Origin of the sequence: Bacillus haikouensis (assembly GCF_013179555.1) — a bacterium.
GTDB classification, from domain to species: Bacteria; Bacillota; Bacilli; order Bacillales; family Bacillaceae_B; genus Rossellomorea; species Rossellomorea haikouensis_A.
On the sequence record NZ_JABMCR010000382.1, the window covers coordinates 1 to 3,187 of the forward strand.

Consider the following 3,187-nt stretch of genomic DNA (forward strand, 5'->3'; position numbering starts at 1 on the left):
CGAGGGGCCAGGCGCATGGAGCTTGCCAATTCTCAAATTTAAGTTATACTTTCTTACAACAATAAAAAATTCCTTGGACACGACGATTTCTCCAATTTAACAATTGGATTTCGCCATACCCAAGGAATCTCCTGATCTCTATCCTTGTCTCTCTTCATTTATACCCGCTTTGTCATCAGATCTTCGCCGATGATGACCTTCGCGGTTCTAAGCTTTGCCACCTCTTCTTCATACGGTTCTTTGTCAGATAAATGGACAAGGACGATTTTCTCAATTTTATCCAGATCATACTTGCCTGCAACTTCAACAAGACTACTGTGGTTGCCCGCCACTTTACGTGCGGAAGTCGCTTCATGGATTAACATATCTATATGGTCATAACGACCGATTCGTTCGTTGATTTCCGTATCACCTGAATATATGACAATACGCCCGGCACATCGCACTTCCAGCCCGGCAGTAGGGACAGAATGAAGTGCCTTAAAGCAGGAAAACGTCATTCCTCCACAGGCAAACAGCTTCTCTTCCCGATCGCCATCAAATGTTTCAATTTCAATTACAAAGGCGATCGGCCACTTGTATGCTTCCATCGTCGCCAGCCATTCTTGAAGTTTTTTCTCATTGCGATAATCACAAAAAATCCTTAAGGGTTTTTTCCTGTCTTCCAGCCACATTCCCCACAGCAGGGACGGCAAACCATAGATATGGTCAATGTGAAAATGTGTAAATATCACTGCATCAAGATCCCCTAAATCCACCTTCAGCTGTTTCAGCTTCCTGCAAGGATTTCCACTGACATCGAGGAGCACATGACAACCATCATTCGAAAAGCAAATTGATGTATTTTCCCGTTCGGAACCGGGATAGGCACTTCCCGTCCCCAAAAAATGTATATCCATCTATATCACCACCTATTTAATTCCTGAGTGCATGAAACTTGATACAAACTGTTTTTGGAAAAGGAAGAAAGCAATCACTAAAGGCATGATGACCATTACCGTACCTGCAGCGACCATCCCCCACTGGGCTCCCGTTTCATATGATTGTGCAAATAACGCAAGTCCAACGGTCAGCGGCCGGGACTCTACAGAATCCGTGATGATCAATGGCCACATAAAGTTGCTCCAATGGTGACTGACCGATACCAGGGCAAAAGCGATATATGTTGGTTTCGCAGATGGGATGTAGACATGCCACAATGTCTGGTACCATTTACAGCCGTCCATTCTTGACGCTTCATCAAGATCAAACGGCACCTGCTTGAAAGTCTGACGCATCAGGAATACCCCGAATGCCGATGCCCAATATGGCATCATGACAGCAAGCTTTGTATTGACGAGCCCGAGCTGGCTGATCACCTGGTAGTTCGGGAACAACAGAATTTCAGGCTGGATCATGAGCTGGAGCAGAAACAGGATGAACAGGACATTTTTCCCTTTGAAATTCACCCGTGCAAACGCATAAGCAGCAAGCGTAACCGTGACCAGCTGGACAATCAATACCCCAAATACGATGACGAACGTATTGAAGTAATACTGCAGAAATGGTGCAGTCTTCCACGCGTTGACATAGTTTTCAACGGTCGGGTTCGACACCCAGAACGGAAAGCCCCCATTGATCACTTGATTCCCCGGAGAGAAAGACGTGATGACGACCCAAAGGAGGGGGATGAATGAAATGATTCCTAAAACAATAATGATGCCATAGTTTAATTTTTTCATTGATTCTTCCCCTCCTTAATAATGGATTTTCTTATCAAGATATAAATAGTTGAATGCGGTGATACCAAGCATGATGACAATTAGAATCACGGTCAGAACCGCTGCTTTCCCAAGATCCCAGTTCGTAAATGCCGCTTCATAGATATGGTAGAGTAATAGATTACTTGCATTATCCGGACCGCCTTTGGTCATTATGTACAGGTGGTCGACGTTCTTGAATGAATTCGTAATCGCCACAATCATGACAAACAGAGTCGTCGGCATCAGCAGAGGGAATGTGATATGGCGGAACATCTGGAACGGTTTCGCCCCCTCCATTTCAGCCGCTTCATACACGTCCCTCGGCAAATTCTGCAAACCTGCGAGATAAAAAATCATGAAGAAACCCGCATCTTTCCATATAATCATGACAATCATTGAAATCATGACCGTGCTGGGATCCCCCAGCCAGTTATGATCACCGGCTCCGAACGTTTGAAGGAAGTTATCGAGCAATCCATACTGAGGAGTGTAGATGAATAACCATATATTCGCTACCGCAATCAGCGGAACGATTGTCGGGTAGAAAAATGACGTCCGAAGCACAGCACTCCCAGCCAATTTCTTATTCAACCAGATGGCAAGGTACATAGCCAGGAACAGACTCGTCGGCACAGTACCGATCATGAAGAGTATGTTATTCAGGATGACCTTCCTGAATATCTCATCCTCGAGAACTCCTTTATACTGATCAAGTCCGGAAAATTGCAGTCTGGTCATCGGGCCACTGTAGAAGCTTAACTGAATTGACTTGAGCGTCGGGTAAAACGTAAAAAGTGTTAAAAAAATGAAAGAAGGAAACAACAGCCCGTAAGCGAACAGATTATTCCTCGCCCCGGCACTGAGTTTTCGTTGCTTCGTTGTCATCTAACAGACCCACCTTTCTTGTGAAAATGGAGCCCAAGTCAGCACACTGTCCACTTGAGCCCACATCTTTCAGTCAGCTTTCTTACTGAAAAGGTTCAAGCACTTTTTCTGCCTTTTCCTGTGCATTGTCCAAACCTTCGATAACCGGGCTCTTACCCGTTAAGATCGATTGAATATGGTCATTGAAGATTTTCTGCACCTCTCCGTTTTGGTAAGTTGCCAATTCACTCTCTGCATATTCCAATTGCTCACGGGCGACCAGTGCAGGAGGGAACTCCTCTACATATTTCTTCAACAAATCAGACTCATAAGCAGATTCAGTAGTAGCTACATACCCTGTATCAATCGACCACTGTGCTACACGCTCAGGTTCTGTAAGGAACTTCATGAACTTAATGGCAGCTTCCTTATTGACTTTTGGAAGATCCTTGAACAAGTAGATGTTTCCACCTCCTGTAGGGGAACCATACTGGTTATTGGCCGGCAGGAAGGACACTCCGAAATCAAAGTCCGCGTTATTCTTCACATTAGTCAAGTTACCTGTCGTATGGTACATCATC

Annotated in this window: 4 protein-coding genes; all 4 read right to left on the reverse strand. The window is 44.9% G+C overall.

Going from position 1 to position 3,187, the window contains the following annotated elements; translation table 11 throughout:
- Nucleotides 1-158: 158 nt before the first annotated feature.
- Nucleotides 159-899, reverse strand: coding sequence for an MBL fold metallo-hydrolase (locus HP456_RS21885; RefSeq protein WP_172255052.1), 741 nt, complete (start codon nt 897-899; stop codon nt 159-161).
- A gap of 12 nt (nt 900-911) precedes the next feature.
- On the reverse strand, nt 912-1,721 hold the full coding sequence (locus HP456_RS21890; RefSeq protein ID WP_172255054.1) for a carbohydrate ABC transporter permease: 810 nt from the start codon (nt 1,719-1,721) through the stop codon (nt 912-914).
- 15 nt (nt 1,722-1,736) lie between these two features.
- The gene (locus tag HP456_RS21895; protein ID WP_172255056.1) at nt 1,737-2,627 is read right to left on the reverse strand and encodes a carbohydrate ABC transporter permease; all 891 of its coding nucleotides are present in this window, start codon (nt 2,625-2,627) and stop codon (nt 1,737-1,739) included.
- A gap of 82 nt (nt 2,628-2,709) precedes the next feature.
- On the reverse strand, nt 2,710-3,187 hold a 478-nt coding region (locus HP456_RS21900), incomplete at its 5' end, for an extracellular solute-binding protein (RefSeq protein ID WP_172255058.1).